This window comes from Nocardioides cavernaquae (assembly GCF_003600895.1).
In the GTDB taxonomy this organism is placed as follows: Bacteria; Actinomycetota; Actinomycetes; order Propionibacteriales; family Nocardioidaceae; genus Nocardioides; species Nocardioides cavernaquae.
This window is the reverse complement of the sequence record NZ_QYRP01000002.1, coordinates 988,886-1,009,410: the sequence shown is the minus strand read 5'-3', so window position 1 is coordinate 1,009,410 and position 20,525 is coordinate 988,886. Positions and strand designations below refer to the sequence as shown.

Here is a 20,525-nt window from a genome sequence, read left to right as displayed (position 1 = left end):
CGGGTGACCCTCTCGCCCCTCGGAGCCGAATCGCTTGATCGCGGCTTCGGCCCACTCGCCGGCTACCGCGAACGCCTCGCGGACCGGGGGGCGCTCCATGGCGTCGACGAACTCTTCGCCGACGCCGACTCGGTCCGCCCCGAGCAGGCGTTCCTGGCCGAGGCGATCGAGTCGATGGCGCTGCCCGGGCTGCTCGCCGCGCGCGCCGAGACCCGCCGCCTCGTCAACGACGACGGCATCCGCTACGGCGTGTGGGACGGCGCCTCGCGACGTGACCGCAGCTGGCGGATGGACCCGCTCCCGGTCGTGCTCGGCCACGCCGAGTGGACCCAGCTCGAGCGCGGGATCCAGCAGCGCGCCGCACTGCTGGATGCGCTGCACGAGGACTTCTACGGCGACCGGCAGCTGCTGCGCCGCGGCGTGATCCCGGCCGAGGTGGTCATCGGTCACCCCGGCTTCCTGCGCCAGGTCGACGGCATCAAGAGCCGTGGCGGGCTCGTGCTCGGTGCGCACGACCTCGGTCGCGACGTCGAGGGCAACTGGCGCGTGCTGGCTGACCGCACGTCCGCTCCGTCCGGTGCCGGCTACTCGATGGCCAACCGCCGGATCACCACCCGCGTGCTCGCCGGGCTGCACCGCAGCACCGAGCTCGAGCGGCTGCGTGGCTTCTTCCACACGATGAGCGCCGCCGTTCGCGACGTCGCCCCCGCGAGTGCCGAGGTGCCCCGCGTCGTTCTCCTCTCGCCGGGTGCGATGAGCGAGACCGCCTACGACCAGAGCTTCCTGGCCAGCCTGCTCGGCTTCCCGCTCGCCGAGGCCGACGACCTGACCCTGCGCGACGGCAAGGTGTGGCTGCGTGCGGCAGGCCGGCTGGAGCCGGTCGACGTCGTGCTGCGCCGTGTCGACCCGGAGTACTGCGACCCGCTCGACCTGCGTTCCGACTCCCAGCTCGGCCTGCCCGGCCTGGTCGAGGCGACCCGCCGCGGCTTCGTCACCGTGGCCAACCCGCTCGGCGCGCAGGTGCTGGAGAACCCCGGCCTGGCCCCGTTCCTGTCCGCTGCCTCGAAGGCCCTGCTCGGCGAGGAGCTGCTCCTGCAGTCGGCGCCGTCATGGTGGTGCGGAGATCCCGATGCCCGCCGCCACGTCCTGGACCGGCTCGACAAGCTCGTGCTGCGTCCGCTGTCGCGCGGGGTGGCCGACCCGGCGATGTATGGCCCTGAGCTGAGCGCGGAGGAGCTCGCCACGTTGCGGCGGCGGATCGAGGCGGAGCCCTGGGCGTGGGTCGGCCAGGAGCCGATCGCGCTCTCGACCACCCCCGTGGTCACCCCCACCGGGCTCCAGCCCGGCCGCCTCGTCCTGCGGTCGTTCTGGGTGACCCGTGACGGCGAGCGGCACGTGATGCCGGGTGGCCTCGCGCGGGTCAACACCGAGATGAGCTCGATCCACGTCTCGAGCAGTGCAGGCGCTGTCGCCAAGGACGTCTGGGTCCTCGCGGGCGAGACCGAGGAAGCCGGCTGGGCCGAGTGGGCCGGTCGCGCGCAGCCGTCGCTCGTGCCCGTGCGGCCGCCGGCGATCGTGGCTCCGCGTGTGGCCGACAACCTGTTCTGGATCGGCCGCTACACCGAGCGGGCCGAGTGCGCCGCCCGGCTCCTGCGCGTCGCCGACGACCTCGTCGAGGACCACTCCACCCGGCCCGGCACCCCCGGCGAGGCCGCCATGCGCGCCATGGTCGACGCTGCCGCCGCGATCACGATGGTCCTGCCCGAGGCCGGCCAGCCCCCGCGTCAGCACGTACGCCGCATGGTCGCCGACGCCAGCCAGCCCGGCACGGTCGCATGGGCGGCCGAGCGGCTCAACGAGTCGTCGCAGCGGGTGCGCGACCAGCTCTCCTACGACATCTGGCACGTGCTGAGTCGCCTGGAGCGCACGATCGGCCACATCCCGTCCGAGGACCAGCAGCTGCAGCCGCAGATCTACGACATGCTCGAGTCGCTGCTCGCGGTGGCAGGTGTGATCTCCGAGAGCATGGTCCGCGACGAGTCCTGGGGCTTCCTGGACGGCGGCCTGCGCCTGGAGCGCGCCCAGTTCACCGTCGCCCTGCTGCTCACCACCCTCGCCCAGGAGCGTCCGCCGATCATCGATGGTCAGGTCACCGAGGCCGTCCTCGAGGTGGGGGAGAGCATCATCACCCACCGCCGGCGCACGGTCGCCGGAGAGGGCCCGGTCTGGCCGGTGCACTCGGCCGTGTCGCTGCTCCTGCTCGACAAGGGCAACCCGCGCTCGGTCTCCTTCTGCGTCGACCGGCTGGTCGAGGACCTGCGCCTGATCGGTGACGAGGTGCTCGTCGCCAAGGCCGAGGCACTCGCCGCCGAGCTGGCCCGCGTCGACCTCGTCGACGTCTGCGCCGGCGATCGTTCCGCGCTCGCCGACGTCCTGATCGGGGTCCGCTCAACCCTGCACAGCGTCTCCGACGAGCTGTCCCGCCGCCGCTTCCGCCGCAAGGCCGCGCAGCACACGATGCCGTTCAACTGGGGTGGAATGTGAGCCAGCGACCCGAGGACTTCACGCCGCGCCGCTACGAGGTGCGGCACCGCACGACGTACACCTACGACGGTCCGGTCGAGTCCTGCTACGAGCGCGGCTTCCTCGCGCCCCGCGAGACGCCCACGCAACGCGTCGTGGTCAACCAGGTGCACGTCTCGCCCGAGCCGCACCAGATCAGCGAGCACGTCGACCACTTCGGCAACCGGAGCTTCTACGTCGAGGTGCGCACGTCCCACACGGAGCTCGTCGTCGAGAAGACGAGTGTCCTCGACGTCTCCTGGGCACAGGTCGACCTCGACGCCTTGAACCGCTGGACCGTCGGTGGAGCCGTCGGTGCGCTGGCCGAGGAGGGCGATCCGGTCGAACGGGCGACGTATCTCCTGCCCTCGCCGCTGGTGCAGCCCGACCCGACCGTCGTCGAGTACTGCCGCTCGGTGATCGGTCCCCAGATGCCGCTCGGTGACGCACTCGTCGCGATCACGCGGGGCATCTTCCGCGACTTCGAGTACCGCTCGGGCGCCACCACCGTCCGCACGACGCTGCCCGAGCTGCTCGAGATCCGGGCCGGCGTCTGCCAGGACTTCGCCCACCTGGCGCTCGGCTGCCTGCGCTCGCTCGGCCTGCCCGCGCGTTATGTCTCGGGCTACCTCGAGACCCAGCCCCCTCCGGGTCAGAAGAAGCTCGAGGGCTCCGACGCCTCGCACGCCTGGCTCTCCGTGCAGGTGCCGGGCGGGGCCTGGGTCGACCTCGACCCGACCAACGACCACCTCTGCGACAGTCGCTACGTCGTGACCGCGTGGGGGCGTGACTTCCGCGACGTCTCGCCGCTCAAGGGCGTGGTCTTCAGCGAGTCCAAGAACTCGTCGCTGAAGGTCGCCGTCGACGTGAACCGGGTCGACGCGCTCCTCTGAGTGCCGGCTCCGGCAGGAGTCAGCCGATGCGGACCTGCTGGCGCCCGTCGTCGTAGGGAAGCGGCTCGCGGGTGATCGCGCTGACCTCCATGGTGAGCAGGTCGGCCCGCCCGCTGACGATCGTGAGGAATGCCGTGTCGGCGGCGTCGCGACCGGTGGCGATCCGGACCAGTGCAGGGCGCGAGGCGAGGCCGGTGCCGTCAATGACGAACCACGCGCCGTCCATCAGCACCTCGACGACCGCGTGGAAGTCCATCGGCAGGAGCCCCGGCGCATAGGCCGACACGAGCCGCGCCGGGATCCCGCGGGCCCGCAGGAAGGCGATGATCAGGTGGCTGCTGTCGCGGCAGACACCCTCGCGGCTCAGGTAGGTCTCGAGCGCCCCGTCGACGGGGTCAGTGCTGCCGGGCGCGTAGACGATGTTCTCCAGTGCCCAGCGCCGCGCACCTTCGACGAGGTCCCATCCCTGCTTCGGACCCAGGTGGGACCAGGCGACGTTGGCCAGCCGGTCGGAGTCGCAGTAGCGGCTCGGGCGCAGGTACTCGACGTGGTCCATCGACTCGGCGTCGAGCGGCGTGCTGCCGCTGACCGTCGCGGAGTAGGCCACCTCGAGTACGCCGGTCGGCGCGGTCACGCGGTGCAGCCGGGTGCCGTGCGCATCGGTGAGCTCCACGATCGCCGAGGCGTCGAGGGGGCTGCCGTCGAGGGTGACCGTGAGTGTCTCCGACTCGATGGTGTTGGTGAACGCGACCGCGACCGAGAAGACCAGATCGGCCGGTTCGGTCACGGAGAGCCGGACGTTGCTGCTGATGTCGCGCATGTCCGGCACGCTACCCGTGTGACCGGTATCGCTCTCGCCTGCAGGGCTACTGACGAGTAACGTTGGTGTCATGTCCTACGTCTCCTGCACCACCGTCGACGGCATCGCCCACGTCCAGCTCGCGCGTCCCGAGAAGATGAACGCGCTGACGCTCGACCTCCTCGATGATCTCAAGAAGACCGCGCGGCAGTTGCGCAAGGACAAGAAGCTGCGCGCTGTGGTGATCAGCGGCCAGGGCGAGTCGTTCTGCGCCGGCCTCGACTTCGCCAAGGTGCTCAAGACGCCGGCGGGTGTCGTCAAGGCGTTCGTGCCCAACCCGCTGCGCGGCACCAACACGTTCCAGGAGGCCCCGTGGGCCTTCCGCCGCATCCCGGTCCCGGTGATCGCGGCCGTTCACGGCAACTGCCTCGGTGGTGGCCTCCAGATCGCCCTCGCTGCGGACTTCCGCATCGCCACGCCCGACTCGACCTGGTCCGTGCTCGAGGGCAAGTGGGGCCTGATCCCCGACATGTCCGGAGTGCGTGCGCTCTCCGAGCTGGTCGGTGTCGACACCGCCAAGAAGCTCACGATGACCGCGGAGATGGTCAGCGGCAAGGAGGCCAAGGACCTCGGCCTGGTCACCGAGCTCGACAGCGACCCGCTCGCGGCCGCGTTCGCCTTCGCCGAGGAGCTCAAGGGCCGTTCGCCCGATGCCCTGGCTGCCGCCAAGCGCCTCTTCAACGCCGCGCCGACCCAGTCCGCGCGGCGTACCTTCGCGCGCGAGCGGGCCGAGCAGCTGTGGCTGCTCTTCGCCCGCAACACCACCGCGGCGCGCAACGCGGCGTTCAACAAGTCCCAGCCGTCCTACGGCCCGCGCCAGCGCTGAGCCGGAAATTCCGCTCCGCCCGGAGGGGATCGGCCCTAGGATCTCGGTGAAACCGAATCTTGGGGGGTTGTCGGGTGTTGCTGTTCCTGATCGTCGGCTGCGTCGGCATCGCTCTGCTGGTCTTCAGTCTCGTCGTCGGTGACCTGTTCGACGGCCTCCTCGACTTCGGTGGCGACCTGTTCTCCGGCGCCGCCATCTCGGCGTTCCTGGGTGCCTTCGGCTTCGTCGGCGCCGCTGTCTACGACAGCACCGACAACCTCACCACCTCGGCACTCGTCGGCATCGCGGCGGGAGGCATCCTCGGCTTCGCTGCCGGCTGGGTCTCGCTGCGCCTCAAGCAGGGCGGCGACGAGTCGAACGTGCGCACCGGTGAGCTGGCCGGTCGTGCGGCCACGGTGGTCTCGGCGATCCCGGCCGATGGCTATGGCGAGGTGACGATGGTCGTCTCCGGCCACATCACCCGGCTCAACGCCCGTGCCGCGGAGCCGCTCGCGACCGGCACCTCCGTCACGATCACCGCGGTCCTGAGCCCGACCGCGGTTCACGTCGCCCGCAGCTGACCCGCTGCTGACCCGCTGCTGACCCTCTGCGTTCCCCGAACTCCTTGGAGACCTGATGCTCGACCAGATCCCGATCCTCCCCATCGCCATCGTCGGCATCGTCGTCCTCGTCGGACTTCTCGGTGCACTCATCACGACCCGCTACAAGGTGGCCGGACCCAACGAGGCCTTCATCGTCACCGGGCGCAAGGGCAAGGCCGTGCGCTCCGCCACCGGCGAGGTCTCCACCGACCTGTCCGGCCAGAAGGTGGTCATGGGTGGCGGCGTCTTCGTCGTCCCGTTCGTGCAGAAGCTGCACATCCTCGACCTGTCCTCGCGCCGGATCATGATCCAGATCCGTGGCGCGGTCTCCGGGCAGGGCGTCAAGCTCAACCTCGACGGCGTAGCGATCGTGAAGGTCGGCGGCAACGAGGACTCGATCCGTGCGGCTGCGCAGCGCTTCCTCAGTCAGCAGGGCGAGATCGAGACGTTCACGCAGGAGACGCTCGCCGGCTCGCTGCGCTCGATCGTCGGCTCGCTGACCGTCGAGCAGATCATCCGCGACCGTGCCGCCTTCGCCCAGCGCGTCGCCGATGAGGCCGAGTCCTCGCTCAGCGGCCAGGGCCTGGTGCTCGACACCTTCCAGATCCAGGACATCACCGACGACGGCAGCTACCTCTCGGACCTCGGTCGTCCCGAGGCCGCCAAGGTCGGGCAGGTCGCCGCCATCGCGGAGGCCAACGCGCGTCAGGCCGCGGAGCAGGCGCGGCTGGCCGCCGAGCAGGAGATCGCGATCGCGAACCGTGCGCTCGCGCTGAAGACCGCCGAGATCCTGGCCGAGACCGACGCCGCGAAGGCCCAGGCTGCCGCTGCCGGACCGCTGGCCCAGGCCGACCGGGACCAGGCGATCCTCGCCGAGCAGGAGAAGGTCGCCGTGCGTCAGGCGGCGCTGAAGGAGCGCCAGCTCGACACCGAGGTCCGCAAGCCGGCCGACGCCGAGCGCTACCGCGTCGAGACCGAGGCGCAGGCCCGCCGCCAGGCCGCGATCTTCGACGCGGAGGCCCGCAAGGCGTCGGCGATCGCCGTTGCCGAGGCCGAGGCAGAGCAGTCGCGCCTCAGCGGTGAGGGTGAGAAGTCGAAGCGGTCCGCGCTCGCTGACGCGGAGGCGATCGAGGGTGCCCGCCGCGGTGAGGCCGAGAAGGCCCGCCGTGTTGCCGAGGCCGACGCGACGCGCGCCGAGGGTGAGGCACAGGCGGCCGCCATCCTGGCCACCGGTGAGGCTGAGGCCGAGGCGATGAACAAGAAGGCCGAGGCCTTCGGTCAGTACAACGAGGCTGCGGTCCTGCAGATGCTCATCGAGACCCTGCCGAAGATGGCCGGAGAGATCGCGGGCCCGCTCGCGGCGATCGACAAGCTGACCGTGATCTCGACCGACGGCACCGCGGAGCTCCCGCGCCAGGTCATGAACAACATGCTCCAGACGATGGAGATGCTCAAGAACACCACCGGCGTCGACATCGAGGCCCTGATCAAGGGCTTCGTCGGCGACGGTCCGGGCTTCAGCGGCAAGCGCGCTGCGGTCGCTCCGGCCCAGCCGGACCTCGACGGCGGCAACTGATCTGAGCTGCGTGCCGCGGGCGTGGGCCTGGACAGGTGTCCGAACTCACGTCCGCGGATGCGGTGGTTGATCGTTGCAACCGTTAGAGTTGACATAAGTCAGCTCGGCCAGTCTTGCCGCGAGCTGCCGGCCCCGTTCATTGGGCCGCCCCTCGCACCTGCGAGGCACGAACCCGCTGCGGCGGGCACGTTTCGGTGAGACACCGAACGAACGGCTTCAACCCCTTGTCTACTGACATCACTGCGTCATTTGATGACCTCGGCGTACCCACGTCGCTGGTCACGATCCTTGCTGCCCAGGGCATCACGGTTCCCACCCCGATCCAGAAGGCCACGCTGCCTGACTCGTTTGCGGGTCGCGACGTGCTCGGCCGCGGCCGCACCGGCTCCGGCAAGACCTTCGCCTTCCTCCTGCCGATGGTCGGTCGCCTCGCTGCGTCCAACCGCAAGCCGCGTCCCGGCGCTCCGCGGGCGCTGATCCTGGCCCCGACGCGTGAGCTCGTCGGTCAGATCGAGGCCTCGCTCAAGCCCCTCGCGGCTGAGTTCGGCCTGACCACGCAGACCATCTTCGGTGGCGTCGGCCAGGGCCCCCAGGTCAACGGTCTGCGCCGCGGCGTCGACGTGATCCTGGCCTGCCCGGGTCGCCTCGAGGACCTGATCCAGCAGGGTCACTGCTCCCTGAAGGACATCGAGATCACCATCCTCGACGAGGCCGACCACATGGCCGACCTCGGCTTCCTCCCGGCTGTGCGCCGGCTGCTGCAGGCCACCCCGCCGAAGTCGCAGCGCCTGCTCTTCTCCGCGACGCTCGACAACGCGGTCGACCAGCTGGTCAAGAAGTTCCTCAACAACCCGGTCACCCACGAGGCCGACTCGGCGCAGTCGCCGGTCGCCAAGATGGACCACCACGTCCTGCACGTACGCCGTGAGTCGCGTCTGCCGATCCTGATCGACCTGACCCGGGCCCCGGGTCGCACGGTCATCTTCACGCGGACCAAGCACGGCGCCAAGGCGCTCGCCCGTCAGCTCAACGCCAACGGCGTCCCGACGGTCGACCTGCACGGCAACCTGTCGCAGAACGCGCGCACCCGGAACATGGAGGCCTTCCACTCCGGCAAGGCCACCACCCTGGTCGCGACCGATGTCGCTGCCCGCGGCATCCACGTCGACGATGTCGCGCTGGTCGTCCACGCGGACCCGCCGTCCGAGCACAAGGCCTACCTGCACCGCTCGGGCCGCACCGCCCGCGCCGGTGCCGAGGGCACTGTCGTCACCCTGATGACCGACGACCAGGTGCGCGATGTCCGCGCGCTGGCCCGGGCTGCCGGCATCAAGCCGACCACCACGATCGTCGGCGATGCCTTCCACCCGATCCTCAAGTCACTCGCTCCCGGTGAGCGCACCGAGGTCCCCGGTGGACTCGTCGTCGAGGCTCCGGCCTCGAACGGTGGCGGCAACGGTGGCGGGCGCTCCGGTGGTGGTGGCGGTCGCAACCGCTCACGCAGCGGTGGCGGCTCCGGCGGCGGCCAGGCTCGCTCCGGCGGCCAGGGTCGCTCCGGCGGTCAGGCTCGCTCCGGCGGCCAGTCGTCCGGTGGTGGCCAGGGTGGTCAGCGCAGCGGCGGCCAGTCTTCCGGCGGCTCCCGCAGCGGCGGTCAGTCCAGCCAGGGCCAGTCCTCCGGTGGCCAGGGTGGCCAGCGTCGTACGTCCACGGGGCCCGGCCGCAGCGCCGGTGGCTCCGGCTCGCACAGCGCGTCGTCGTTCTCGCGGGGTCGCTGACCTCATCGGGGGCAGCTGAGCTTCACCAAGGCGTGGACTTTTCGTCAGCATGTGACGAGAAGTCCACGCCTTGCTTCGCTCCCGTTCCCGTCACCCCGAAGCGACACGGCTCTACTTCGGCTGGTGCTCGCCCTCGATGCGGTAGGGCGCGGCCGGGTAGACGCCGAGGACCTTCAGCTCGTCGGTGAAGAACTCCAGCTCCTCGAGCGCACGCGCGAGTGCGGGGGAGGACGGGTGGCCCTCGACATCAGCGAGGAACATCGTCGCGGTGAACTCGCCGTCGACCATGTAGGCCTCGAGCTTGGTCATGTTGACGCCGTTGGTCGCGAACCCGCCGAGCGCCTTGTAGAGCGCGGCGGGCAGGTTGCGCACGCGGAAGACGAAGGTGGTCACGACCATGTCGCCGGAGTCGGCGGCAGGCGCCGGCGCCTCGGCGTACTCCCGCGAGAGGATCACGAACCGGGTCGTGTTGTGGTCCTCGTCCTCGACGTTCTCCGCGAGCACATCGAGACCGTAGACCTGTGCGGCGAGGGCCGGCGCGAGGGAGGCACGGGTGACGTCACCCCACTCGGAGACCTCGCGGGCCGAGCCGGCGGTGTCACCGGCGATCACCGGCTTGAGCCCGAGCTTGCCGATGATCCGGCGGCACTGCCCCAGCGCGTGCACGTGGCTGTGCACGCTCTTGATCGACTCCAGCGTCGCGCCCGGCACGCCGAGCAGCTGGAAGTGGATCGGCATGAAGTACTCGCCCACGATGTGCAGGTCCGACTTCGGCAGCAGGTGGTGGATGTCGGCCACGCGCCCGGCCAGCGAGTTGTCGATCGGGATCATGCCGAGGTCGGCGCGTCCCTCCTCGATCGCGGCGAAGACGTCCTCGAAGGAGGCGCAGGGGAGCGTCTCCCAGTCGGGATACACGTCACGGCAGGCGATGTCGGAGTTTGCCCCCGGCTCGCCCTGGTAGGCGATCGTCTTCTGGCTCACGCGTTCATCCTGCCATCATTCCTGGCCGATCTACGCTGGCCGACATGACGACTCCTGCCGATGAGTACCGCCAGATCGCCGGCCACTTCACCGAGCTGGTCGCCGGTGTTGATCCAGCACGGTGGGGTGATCCCGCGCCGTGCGAGGGCTGGGCGGCCCGCGACGTCGTACGCCATCTCGTGACCTGGTTCCCCGGGTTCCTCGCGCACGGGGCCGGCGTGCAGCTCGCGCCCGGCCCCTCCGTCGACGAGGACCCGTACGCCGCGTGGACGACGATGAGCGATCAGGTCCAGGCCCTGCTCGATGATCCGGCCACCGCGGCGATCAGCTACACCGGCCCGCCCGGCACCCACCCGCTCGACCGGGCGATCGCGATGTTCTTCACCGGGGACGTCTTCCTGCACAGCTGGGACCTCGCTCGCGCGACCGGCCAGGACGAGCACCTCGACACCGAGCGCTGCGCCGTGATGCTCGCCGGGATGGAGCCGCTCGACGAGGTGCTGCGGACCAGCGGCCACTACGGCCCGAAGCAGCCGGTCGCCGATGACGCCGACCCTCAGACCCGGCTGCTCGCGTTCATCGGCCGTATGGTCTGAATCTGCGGCCCCCGACATTTTGGCTGGACACCTCGGCGCATCAGGACATGTATGTCACCATGTACCGGGTACACGGTGTACCAATTCACTCTGTGAGGAATCCAGATGACTGAGGCTTTCATCTATGACCACGTGCGCACGCCGCGTGGCAAGGGCAAGAAGGACGGCTCGCTGCACGAGGTCAAGCCCCTCGACCTCGTGGTGGGACTGATCGACGCGATCCGTGAGCGCAACCCGCAGCTCGACACGAGCCGGATCGATGACGTGATCCTCGGTGTCGTCACCCCGGTCGGTGACCAGGGTGCTGACATCGCGAAGACCGCTGCGATCGCCGCGGGTCTCCCGGACACCGTTGCCGGTGTCCAGCTGAACCGCTTCTGCGCCTCCGGCATGGAGGCCGTCAACCAGGCCTCGCAGCGCATCCGCTCCGGCTGGGAGGACCTGATCCTCGCCGGCGGCGTCGAGTCGATGTCCCGTCTCGCCCTTGGCTCCGACGGTGGCGCCTGGGCCATGGACCCGCGCACCGCGATCGACACCTACTTCATCCCGCAGGGTGTCTCCGCTGACCTGATCGCCACGCTCGAGGGCTTCACCCGCGACGACGTCGACCGCTACGGGTCGCAGTCGCAGGAGCGCGCAGCTGCCGCTCAGGACGCCGGCTACTTCGACGGCTCGGTCGTCCCGGTCAAGGACCGCAACGGCCTGACCATCCTCGAGAAGGACGAGTTCATCAAGCGTGGCACCACGCCTGAGAAGCTCGCCGGCCTGAACCCGTCGTTCCAGTTCTTCGGTGACGTGGGCTTCGACGACGTGGCGCTGAAGAAGTACCACCAGCTCGAGAAGATCAACCACGTCCACCACGCCGGCAACAGCTCCGGCATCGTCGACGGTGCGGCGCTGGTGCTCGTGGGCACCGAGGAGATCGGCAAGGAGCTCGGCCTGACCCCGAAGGCGAAGGTCCTCGCGACCGCCGTCTCCGGTGCCGACCCGACGATCATGCTGACCGGCCCGGCGCCGGCTGCCCGCAAGGCGTTGGCGAAGGCCGGCCTGACGGTCGAGGACATCGACCTGTGGGAGATCAACGAGGCGTTCGCGGCTGTTGCGATGCGCTTCATCAAGGACATGGGCATCGACGAGTCGATCACCAACGTCAACGGTGGCGCGATCGCGATGGGTCACCCGCTGGGTGCGACCGGCGCCATGATCATCGGCACCGTCATCGACGAGCTCAAGCGCACCGGCAAGAAGCGTGGTCTCTGCACGCTCTGTGTCGGTGGCGGAATGGGCATCGCCATCATCGTCGAAGTGATCTGAGAGGCCTGGACAGAGATGACTGACAACATGATCAAGTTCGAGAAGGACGCCGACGGCGTCGTCGTCCTCACGATGGACGACCCCAACGGCTCCGCCAACGTCATGAACGCGACGTACGTCGCCTCCATGGGCGCGACCGTCGACCGCCTCGAGGCCGAGCGCGAGTCCATCACCGGTGTCGTGATCACCTCGGCGAAGAAGACCTTCTTCGCAGGTGGCGACCTGACCACCCTGATCCAGGTCCAGCCGGAGAACGCCCAGGAGGTCTTCGACGAGGTCGAGACCGTCAAGGCGCAGCTGCGTCGCATCGAGAAGCTCGGTGTGCCGACGGTTGCCGCGATCAACGGCGCCGCCCTCGGTGGTGGCCTCGAGATCGCGCTGGCGTTCCGTCACCGCATCGCGGCTGCCGGTCGCTTCGAGATCGGCCTGCCGGAGGTCATGCTCGGCCTGCTCCCGGGCGGTGGCGGCGTCACCCGCGTCACCCGCATGCTCGGTGTCTCCGACGCGCTGCAGAAGGTCCTGCTCCAGGGCCAGCGCATGCAGCCGGCCAAGGCCCAGTCCGTCGGCCTGATCGACGAGGTCCTCGCCGAGGGTGCTGACCTGGTCGGCGCCGCCAAGGCGTGGATCGCGGAGAACAAGGACAACGACGCTGCCAAGTCGCAGCCGTGGGACCAGCAGGGCTACAAGATGCCCGGCGGCAAGCCCACGAGCCCGTCGCTGGCGCAGATGCTTCCGGCGTTCCCGGCCGGTTTGGCCAAGCAGCTCAAGGGCGCGAAGTACCCCGCCCCCGAGGCCATCATGTCCGCCTCGGTCGAGGGTGCGGGCGTCGACTTCGAGAACGCTTCGCGCATCGAGTCGCGCTACTTCGTCAACCTGGCGACCGGTCGCGTCGCCAAGGCGATGACGCAGGCGTTCTTCTTCGACCTGCAGGAGATCAACTCCGGCAAGCTGCGTCCCGAGGGCATCGAGAAGTACACGCCCAAGAAGCTCGTCGTGCTCGGCGCCGGCATGATGGGCGCGGGCATCGCCTACGTCTACGCCAAGGCCGGTGTCGAGGTCGTCCTCAAGGACATCTCGATCGAGGCCGCCGAGAAGGGCAAGGCCTACTCGCAGGCGATCAACGACAAGGCGATCGCTCGTGGCCGGCTGACCCAGGAGAAGTCCGACGAGCTGCTCGCCCGGATCACCCCGACCGCCGACGCTGCCGACGCCAAGGGCGCCGACTGCGTGATCGAGGCCGTGTTCGAGAACCCGGAGCTGAAGGCCAAGGTCTTCGCCGAGGTCATCCCGTTCCTCGAGCCGGGTGCGCTGCTGTGCTCCAACACCTCGACCCTGCCGATCACCGGCCTGGCCCAGGGCCTGGAGAACGAGGAGGACGCGCCGCGCTTCGTCGGTCTGCACTTCTTCTCGCCGGTCGACAAGATGCCGCTGGTCGAGATCATCCGCGGTGAGAAGACGTCGCCGGAGTCCATCGCCCAGGCGATCGACATCACGATGCTGATCAAGAAGACCCCGATCGTCGTCAACGACGGCCGCGGCTTCTACACCTCGCGCGTCATCGGCACCTTCATCATGGAGGGCCTGGCGATGCTGGCCGAGGGCGTCGCGCCGTACTCCCTGGAGCGGGCCGCCACCATGGCTGCCTTCCCGGTCGGCACCCTGCAGATCTCCGACGAGCTCAACATGGAGACGATGCAGAAGATCGAGCACCAGACCAAGGCCGCGATGGGCGCCGACTACCCGGGCCACCCGGGCACGGCGGTCGTCGACAAGATGATCGAGGTGGGTCGCGCCGGCAAGCTCCGTGGCGCGGGCTTCTTCGACTACGCCGACGGCAAGCGCGGCTCGATCTGGGCCGGTCTGGCCGACCTGTACCCGGTCGCGGACGAGCAGCCCTCGATCCAGGAGATCCAGGACCGCCTGCTCTTCCCGATGCCGCTGGACACCGTCCGCTGCTTCGACGAGGGCGTCCTCGACTCGACGGCCGAGGCCAACATCGGCTCGATCTTCGGCATCGGCATGCCGCCGAACACCGGTGGCACGATCACCTTCATCAACAACTACGAGGGTGGCCTGGCCGGCTTCGTGGCCCGTGCGAACGAGCTGGCCGACAAGTACGGCGAGCGGTTCCGCCCGTCGCAGACGCTGGTCGACCTCGCCGCGAAGGGCGAGAGCTTCACCGCCTGACCGCAACAACGCGATAGTCCCCGACAGGCGGACCCCGATTCCTCGGAGCTGGGGTCCTGCCGTTGGGGACTATCTGTGTTTGGGGCTACTTGGCGGCGACGGCCTTGCCGAGTGGCTTGCGGCACTGCTGCTCCGCGGCGGCGAGCTCGCGCTGGGCGCCGGTCTTGCCGTCCCTGGCGTTGGCCTCGGCGATGGACGCCCGCAGCTTCTCGTCGAGCTTCTCCGTGCACGCGACGTAAGCGTCCCAGGCGTCGGTCTCGGCCTCGGGGTAGAGCGAGGCCAGGGTCGTGGTGTGCGTGCGCCAGTCCCAGCAGGCCACCGTGGCATCGGCCAGCGCCGTGGCCGTCTCCTGGTCGAACCGGCGATCGAGCTGGGCGATGTCCTCGTCGTTCAGGACGCCCGAGGAGTGCAGCTGCTTCACCCCGAGGTCCTTGACCAGCGCCTTGGCCGTGCAGAGCGCCTGGTCGATCTCGAGCTTGACGGCCAGCTGGGAGGCGATCGCGGCAGTCGCCAGGTCGGCCTCGGTCACGGCCGGCTGCTTCGGCTCCTCCTCTCCGCACGCGGTGGCGGAAAGAGTGAGGGCGGCCGCGAGGGCGAGCCCTCCGAGCGGTCGGGTCAGCCGGGGCAGCCGGATCATGGGGTGGTTCCTTTCGCAGGTCGACCCGCGGAGTCAATCACGCTTTGGGCACGCAGTCAGAAGGCATGCGCAACCAGCTCGGCGTACAGGGCGTGCTCGTCCGCCTCGAGGCCACGGCTGCGGAACCAGCCGCAGACGTTGGCGCAGTCGCGCAGGAGGAAGTCCATGCCCGAGCTGCTGCCGACCAGGTCGACGACCTGCGGCAGGTCGATGACGACCAGCCGGTCCCCGGCCGCCAGCAGGTTGTACGCCGAGAGGTCGCCGTGGACGAACCCGGCCTGCACCATGGTGTGCAGGGCATCGCGCAACTGCTCGAAGTACGACGCGAGGAGCACGGGCGCCGGTCGGGTCTGGGCCAGCCGGGGTGCGGTCTCGGGGCCGTCCTCGCCCTCGACGCTGACCCACTCCATGAGCAGCTCGGTGCCGTCGATCTGCACGGGATAGGGCACCGGTACGCCGAGCTGCCAGCACCGCACGAGTGCGGCCCACTCGGCATTCGCCCACTCGGTGTTCGCGACCGTCCGGCCCCAGGTCGACTTCCGCTTGAGGGCTCGCTGGTCGCGCGAGCGCTTCGTGCTGCGCCCTTCGGTGTACGCCGCGGCGCGGTGGAAGCTGCGGTGCTCACTGGTCCGGTAGCGCTTCGCGACCATCACGACGCCCTGGTCAGGGAGGTGGGGGTCGGCGCGCTCGATCAGGAAGGCGTCGGCCTCCTTGCCAGACTTGAGGACCCCGAGCTCGGTGTCGATCGCGCCCTGGGAGGTCACGATCCAGTCGGGGCGCGGCTGCGGACCGCGGCAGAGCGGCTCGACGTCGAGCCAGGTCGACCAGCGGCGCCCGTCGCCGAGCGCGTCGTCGTGGTCGGGGTCGCCGTCGTCGTACGGGATGAAGTCGACGACGAAGGCCCGGTCGATCGACTGGTCAGGTGAGGGGAGTTCCTCGGAGTGCATGCGTGCTCCTGGGAGGGAAGAGGTGGTCGGCGGGCAGGCCGAAAACAGCGATGGACATGTCACGACTCCTCTCATCAGGCGCTCGTCGGGAGCGGCACGGAGCCGACAGTACGACGCCGCGCGCGGGCCTCTCAACCGAATTTCCTTGACATCGGCTCGTGCATACCTAGTATGTGCATACCGAGTATTCGGAAGGGGGAACGATGTCAGTACGACATGCACTGCTGGCTCTGCTCGAGCAGGGACCGATGTACGGCTACCAGCTGCGCAGTGAGTTCGAAGGACGCACGGGTGCCACGTGGCCGCTCAACATCGGGCAGGTCTACACGACGCTGACCCGTCTCGAGCGGGACGGCCTGATCCAGGGGGTCGCCGAGGGCGACGAGTCCGAGGACGGCAAGCACAGCTACGAGATCACGACCGATGGTCGCGTCGAGGTGGCGACCTGGTTCGACGAGCCAGTGGGTCGCGGGCAGCCGCCGCGCGACGAGCTGGCCATCAAGCTGGCCATCGCGGTCACGCTCCCCGGGGTCGACGTCACCGCCCTGGTGCAGCGGCAGCGTGGCTCGACCATGACTGCCCTCCAGGACTACACCCGGCTGAAGCGCTCCGCTTCGACCGACGAGCTCGCCGACCTGGCCTGGAGCCTGGTCCTCGACTCCCTGATCTTCGCCGCGGAGGCCGAACTCCGCTGGCTCGACCACTGCGAGACCCGCCTTCGCCGGCTCGCCACCCGCACTGCCACTGCAGAGGAGCGTCTCCGATGAACGTCCCGAACCTCAACCCCGTCCTCACCCTGGCCGACGTCACACGCGTGCACGGTGTCGGCGCTGCCCAGGTCCACGCGCTCCGCGGGATCACCTTCACCGCCCGTCCGGGTGAGCTGGTCGCGGTCATGGGGCCGTCCGGTTCCGGCAAGTCGACCCTGCTCCACCTCGCGGGTGGACTCGACAAGCCGACCGCCGGCGACGTCATCATCGACGGCACCTCCGTGGTCGGCCTGTCGCAGACGCAGCGCGCACGCTTGCGGCGTACGACGGTGGGCTACGTCTTCCAGGACTTCAACCTGATCCCGGCCCTGACCGCCGCCGAGAACGTCGCCCTCCCGCAGGAGCTCGACGGCGTCCGCGCCGGAGTGGCCCGCGCCGCGGCCATCGCTGCCCTCGACGAGGTCGGCATCGCCGATCTTGCCGACCGCTACCCGGACGACATGTCCGGCGGCCAGCAGCAGCGCATCGCCATCGCCCGGGCCATCGTCGGGGACCGCCGGCTGATCCTGGCCGACGAGCCGACGGGTGCACTCGACACCGAGACCGGCGAAGAGATCCTCCAGCTGCTCCGCGCCCGCTGCGACGCAGGCGCCGCAGGGGTGCTCGTCACGCACGAACCGCGCCACGCCGCCTGGGCTGACCGGGTCGTGTTCCTCCGTGACGGCCTGGTCGTCGACGAGTCCGGTGGTCGGTCCATGCAGGGCCCGGACGACCTGCTCTCCGAAGAGGCACTGCGATGACCGGCTGGCGCGCGCTCCTGCGCCTCGCCTGGCGGGATCTGCTGCGGCACAAGGGGAGGACTCTGCTCGTCCTCTTCATGATCGGCCTCCCCGTGCTCGGCGTGACGGCCGCCGACGTTCTCGCCTCGACGGCCTCCGTCGATCGGCGCGAGGGGATCGAGCGCAAGGTCGGCACGGCGGACGCTCTCGTCGGCATCGCCGAAGGACGTGGTCGCGTCGAGGGCCAGTCGGTCGACGGTCAGGACATGGGCGGGCCGCCCATCGAGGGCAAGGCGCCGACGATCGATCAGGTGCTGTCAGTGCTCGGCCCCGGTTCGCGTGCAATCTCACTCGACCGCGGTTCGTCGCGGGTCGCCACGGACAAGGGCTCGACCACCGCGGAAGTCACGGAGACCGATCTGCGTGACCCGCTGCTCACGGGCACCTACCGGCTCGTCGAGGGCCGCCTGCCCCAGGCCGAGGGCGAGGTTGCGGTCAACCCCTACCTCGCCTCGCGCGGTCCCGGGATCGGCGAGCTCCTCGAGGTGGCCGATGGCCCTGCCTTGAAGGTGGTTGGTCTCGTCGAGAACGCGGAGTACCAGGAGCCCGGGCGTGCCTGGTCGCTCCCGGGTGCATTCGACCTGGAGCCGGCGACCGGCCTCAACGGCGGGTGGCTCATCGACACGCAGGAGCCCGTCACCTGGTCCGACGTCCTGAAGCTCAACCGGCTCGGCGCGGTCGCGGTGAGCCGCGACGTACTCGAGAATCCCGGTCAGGCAACCTCTGCGATCGAGTACTCCTACGGCCCGTCGGACGACGAGGTCGCCATCTACATCCTGATCGTGATCATGGCGCTGCTGGAGGTCGTGCTGCTTGCGGGACCGTCCTTCGCTGTCGGCGCCCGGCGCATGCAGGGCCAGCTCGCGATCGTCGCTGCCAACGGCGGTACGCCGCGTCAGCTGCGCCGGGCAGTGCTCGCGATGGGCGTCGTGGTCGGTGCCTTGGCAGCGGGGCTCGGAGTCCTGCTCGGCGTGCCGCTTGGCTGGGCACTGAGCCCGGTGGCCCAGCAGTGGTCCTCGGAGTGGTTCGGACCGCTCGACGTTCCCTGGCTGCACCTGCTCGGAATTGCTTCCTTCGGGTTCATCAGTGCGCTGCTCGCTGCGATCGTCCCCGCCTGGATCGCCTCGCGGCAGGACGTCGTCCAGGTCCTGTCCGGTCGTCGTGGTGACCGCAAGCCCGGCCCCACGTCGCCGATCTTCGGTCTGGTTCTCATCGGTGTCGGGCTCTGGTTGACCTGGCAGGGCGTGCGGCCCCGGCCCGGCATGGGCGAGACCTGGATCGGCTTCGGGGCAGTGTTCGCCGTGCTCGGCACGGTCCTCCTGGTCCCGGTCTTCCTTGCCGTGGTCGGTCGCCTGGCGTCGCGGACCTTCCTCCCGCTCCGGTACGCCGTGCGCGACGCCGCCCGGCACCGCGCCCGGACGGTGCCGGCCATCGGCGCTGCACTGGCCTCGGTCGCCGGAGTGGTCGCGCTGGGCATCGCGGTGTCGAGCGACGAGGCGCAGAACCGCGAGACCTATCAGCCGCGCGCAGCGATGGGCACCGGCGCCGTGTACTTCCACGGCGAGGGGCGTCCCGAGGACGAGGTGGCGGCCGACTGGACCAAGACCGTTGGCGCGACCCACGCGATGTTCCCGGATGCCGTCCCGGTCAACGCTGTCTCCGAGCACACGGAGGTCGACGGGAAGAGCACGTCCTTCTACATCCACGGCCCCGACGAAGAGGCCTTCCTCGCCTACTACGACGGCGGCATGCTGTCGGGCCGGATGGTCGGGGAGAAGCTGCCGGCCATGGACCTGAACATCTCCGATGAGGAGCGGGTCCGAGCCGATCAAGCGCTCGCTGACGGCCGGACCGTCGTCTTTGCCGACCACCGGATCGAGCGCGACGAGGTCGAGGTCAACGTCGACCACTGGGACGCGTCGGACCCGAATGACCAGCCGGAGACCGAGCACGTCACGCTGCCGGCCTACTTCGTCGAGGTCGATGGTGACGCGCGCGCGGAGGTGGTCTTCCCGCCCGCTGCGGTGGAGCGCCTCGGGGCCGCAGTGCGCCCGGTTGGGCTCGTCATCAACGAGCAGGTCACCGTCGCGCAGGAGAAGGACCTGGCCGAGGCCCTCAACGCGATCAGTGAGGAGTCCGGGCTCTATGTGGAGCGCGGCTACGAGCGGGATGCGCTCTACGGGGTGATGCTCGGGATCCTGGTGGGACTCGGCTCCCTGCTGATGCTCGGCGGCACGCTGACTGCGACGTTCCTGGCGCTGAGCGACGCCCGACCGGACCTCGCGACGCTCTCGGCGGTCGGTGCCGCCCCGCGGACCCGCCGGGTGGTCGCTGCGGCGTACGCGCTGGTGATCGGCGGGATCGGCGCGGTGCTGGGAGCGATCGTGGGCTTCGTGCCCGGGATTGCGGCGACGTGGCCGCTGACCTCGAGCAGCTGGATGCCGGGGGAGGGCAGCTCGCACACGATCGACGTCCCGTGGCTGCTCATCTCGGCCGTGGTGCTGGGGCTCCCGCTGTTCACCGCGCTGGTGGTCGGGCTGTTCGCGACGTCGCGGCTGCCGGTCGTGGCCCGCATCGACTGACCCGGGGGGAGACGGCAAGCGGGACCGCTCGGGGGAGGGTCTCGCTTGCCGTCATCCGGCTCACCGCTGCGGCTTGCTCTGGGGCTTGATGACGACCGTGGTGAGGATCTTGTCGGTGAGCGTCTGCTTCTGCGGGTCCCACAGCGGCCAGAGGTAGTCGAGGTAGAACGCCTGGTTGATCAGCCAGTGCAGGAAGTAGCGGCCGACGCACGAGCCGACGCCCGGCACGCTGCCCGTCTGCGCCGAGACGACCCAGATGCCGACCTTGGCCTTGCCCCAGGTCTGTCCGGTGCGACCCTGGCGGAGCATCGAGTTGCGCACGAACCGGATGACGGACCAGACCGTCGCGACGAGCAGGCCGAGGCCTCCCGCGATGATCAGCGCCACCCCGCTGTCACCGTCGTTGTCGTTGGCGATGAGGCCGGCGACGAGAGCAACGGTGCTGCCGATGAACGCGATCCACGTCGGCCACATGTAGAGCACGTCCCACAGGTAGGCGATCGCACGGTCGCCCCACTCGGCGTACGTCGAGGTGGGCTCGGGCTGCGCGGCGTACGCCGTCGGCTGTTCGGTCATGGGGCTGATCCTCACGGTCGGCCGACCGCCGGGCAACCACAGGTGCACAAGTCGATGAACTTAAAGTCAGGCTTGACTGTTTCT

At 69.7% G+C, this 20,525-nt stretch carries 17 protein-coding genes; 12 read left to right on the top strand and 5 right to left on the bottom strand.

What is annotated here, in order from left to right:
* Positions 1-3 precede the first annotated feature (3 nt).
* The gene (locus tag D4739_RS04990; RefSeq protein ID WP_120059538.1) at positions 4-2,544 is read left to right on the top strand and encodes a circularly permuted type 2 ATP-grasp protein; all 2,541 of its coding nucleotides are present in this window, start codon (positions 4-6) and stop codon (positions 2,542-2,544) included.
* Positions 2,541-3,455: a transglutaminase family protein gene (locus D4739_RS04985; RefSeq protein ID WP_120059537.1), complete on the top strand. Its 915-nt coding sequence runs from the start codon at positions 2,541-2,543 to the stop codon at positions 3,453-3,455. Before D4739_RS04990 ends, D4739_RS04985 begins: the two co-directional genes overlap by 4 nt.
* A gap of 19 nt (positions 3,456-3,474) precedes the next feature.
* Here the strand turns inward: D4739_RS04985 and D4739_RS04980 are convergent, their stop codons facing one another.
* Positions 3,475-4,275 carry a transglutaminase-like domain-containing protein gene (locus tag D4739_RS04980; protein ID WP_120059536.1) on the bottom strand — a complete coding sequence of 267 codons (801 nt, stop codon included), beginning with the start codon at positions 4,273-4,275 and terminating at the stop codon, positions 3,475-3,477.
* Positions 4,276-4,345: 70 nt separating this feature from the next.
* On the opposite strand from D4739_RS04980, the gene D4739_RS04975 reads away from it, so the two are divergent.
* From D4739_RS04975 to D4739_RS04960, 4 genes are all read left to right on the top strand, one after another.
* Positions 4,346-5,140, top strand: coding sequence for a crotonase/enoyl-CoA hydratase family protein (locus tag D4739_RS04975; RefSeq protein ID WP_120059535.1), 795 nt, complete (start codon positions 4,346-4,348; stop codon positions 5,138-5,140).
* A 74-nt stretch (positions 5,141-5,214) separates the two neighbouring features.
* Complete coding sequence (locus D4739_RS04970; RefSeq protein WP_120059534.1) at positions 5,215-5,700, top strand: NfeD family protein; 486 nt, start codon at positions 5,215-5,217, stop codon at positions 5,698-5,700.
* 55 nt (positions 5,701-5,755) lie between these two features.
* A complete protein-coding gene (locus D4739_RS04965) occupies positions 5,756-7,297 on the top strand; it encodes a flotillin family protein (RefSeq protein WP_120059533.1) in 1,542 nt (513 codons plus the stop codon).
* A 224-nt stretch (positions 7,298-7,521) separates the two neighbouring features.
* Positions 7,522-9,072 carry a DEAD/DEAH box helicase gene (locus tag D4739_RS04960; RefSeq protein WP_120059532.1) on the top strand — a complete coding sequence of 517 codons (1,551 nt, stop codon included), beginning with the start codon at positions 7,522-7,524 and terminating at the stop codon, positions 9,070-9,072.
* Between the two features lie 111 nt (positions 9,073-9,183).
* Here D4739_RS04960 and D4739_RS04955 read toward each other — a convergent pair whose 3' ends face one another.
* Positions 9,184-10,053, bottom strand: a complete 870-nt coding sequence (locus D4739_RS04955) for a prephenate dehydratase (RefSeq protein ID WP_120059531.1) — start codon at positions 10,051-10,053, stop codon at positions 9,184-9,186.
* 44 nt (positions 10,054-10,097) lie between these two features.
* On the opposite strand from D4739_RS04955, the gene D4739_RS04950 reads away from it, so the two are divergent.
* The 3 genes from D4739_RS04950 to D4739_RS04940 all read left to right on the top strand — a co-directional run bounded on the left by D4739_RS04950 (position 10,098) and on the right by D4739_RS04940 (position 14,150).
* Complete coding sequence (locus tag D4739_RS04950) at positions 10,098-10,649, top strand: TIGR03086 family metal-binding protein (protein ID WP_120059530.1); 552 nt, start codon at positions 10,098-10,100, stop codon at positions 10,647-10,649.
* Positions 10,650-10,754: 105 nt separating this feature from the next.
* Entirely contained in the window at positions 10,755-11,963 is a 1,209-nt protein-coding gene (locus D4739_RS04945) for an acetyl-CoA C-acetyltransferase (RefSeq protein WP_120059529.1), read from the top strand.
* Between the two features lie 15 nt (positions 11,964-11,978).
* Positions 11,979-14,150, top strand: a complete 2,172-nt coding sequence (locus D4739_RS04940; RefSeq protein WP_120059528.1) for a 3-hydroxyacyl-CoA dehydrogenase NAD-binding domain-containing protein — start codon at positions 11,979-11,981, stop codon at positions 14,148-14,150.
* An 85-nt stretch (positions 14,151-14,235) separates the two neighbouring features.
* On the opposite strand, the gene D4739_RS04935 is transcribed toward D4739_RS04940, so the two are convergent.
* Positions 14,236-14,787 carry a hypothetical protein gene (locus D4739_RS04935; protein ID WP_120059527.1) on the bottom strand — a complete coding sequence of 184 codons (552 nt, stop codon included), beginning with the start codon at positions 14,785-14,787 and terminating at the stop codon, positions 14,236-14,238.
* 56 nt (positions 14,788-14,843) lie between these two features.
* Positions 14,844-15,734, bottom strand: coding sequence for a serine protein kinase RIO (locus D4739_RS04930; protein ID WP_120059526.1), 891 nt, complete (start codon positions 15,732-15,734; stop codon positions 14,844-14,846).
* Positions 15,735-15,937: 203 nt separating this feature from the next.
* Here D4739_RS04930 and D4739_RS04925 point away from each other — a divergent pair, with 203 nt between their 5' ends.
* Genes D4739_RS04925 through D4739_RS04915 form a run of 3 tightly spaced genes read left to right on the top strand, consistent with a single transcriptional unit; the run spans position 15,938 to position 19,865 of the window.
* Positions 15,938-16,501, top strand: coding sequence for a PadR family transcriptional regulator (locus D4739_RS04925; protein WP_120059525.1), 564 nt, complete (start codon positions 15,938-15,940; stop codon positions 16,499-16,501).
* Entirely contained in the window at positions 16,498-17,244 is a 747-nt protein-coding gene (locus tag D4739_RS04920) for an ABC transporter ATP-binding protein (protein ID WP_120059524.1), read from the top strand. The genes D4739_RS04925 and D4739_RS04920 overlap by 4 nt, the downstream gene beginning before the upstream one ends.
* Positions 17,241-19,865, top strand: a complete 2,625-nt coding sequence (locus D4739_RS04915; RefSeq protein WP_120059523.1) for an FtsX-like permease family protein — start codon at positions 17,241-17,243, stop codon at positions 19,863-19,865. The genes D4739_RS04920 and D4739_RS04915 overlap by 4 nt, the downstream gene beginning before the upstream one ends.
* 60 nt (positions 19,866-19,925) lie before the next feature.
* On the opposite strand, the gene D4739_RS04910 is transcribed toward D4739_RS04915, so the two are convergent.
* Positions 19,926-20,441, bottom strand: coding sequence for an RDD family protein (locus D4739_RS04910; RefSeq protein WP_120059522.1), 516 nt, complete (start codon positions 20,439-20,441; stop codon positions 19,926-19,928).
* Between the last annotated feature and the right edge of the window lie 84 nt (positions 20,442-20,525).